This is a genomic window from Bradyrhizobium sp. 18BD, from assembly GCF_054185225.1.
In genome coordinates this window covers 1-434 of record NZ_JAVAYL010000277.1, presented here as the reverse complement: position 1 = coordinate 434, position 434 = coordinate 1, and the positions used below count along the sequence as shown (strand labels likewise).

At 65.2% G+C, this 434-nt stretch carries 1 protein-coding gene; it reads left to right on the top strand.

From position 1 onward, the window contains the following. Positions 1-434, top strand: a 434-nt coding sequence (locus RAD16_RS41455; protein WP_458163745.1) for a hypothetical protein, incomplete at both ends; no start/stop codon positions are given.

Here is a 434-nt window from a genome sequence, read left to right as displayed (position 1 = left end):
GGTACCGGCACGCGCGCCACCAGCACGACGCTGCGCAACGAACGCTTCGACAACGCGGTCGACACCACGGTCTCGCCTCGGATCAGCCGGTTCAACAGCTTCCTGAGCGCGCATTACGACGTCTCCGACTCGCTCACGCTCTATACCGAGCTCGGCTATTACCGGGCGCAGAGCCACGCCATCCAGCCGCCGACGATCAACCTCAACGCGATCGTCGTCCCGGCGAGCAATTACTGGAATCCGTTCGGCGCGGCGGTCTTCGCCAACGGCACGGTCAATCCCAACCGAATCCCGGGGCTGACCAACGTGCCCGCCGCCGGCCTGCCGGTGCGGCTGTCGACCTATCGCTTCGTCGATACCGGTCCGCAATATGTCGATGTGACCAATTCCCAGTCGCGCTTCCTGGCCGGGGCCAGGGGCAAGATCGGCAGCTT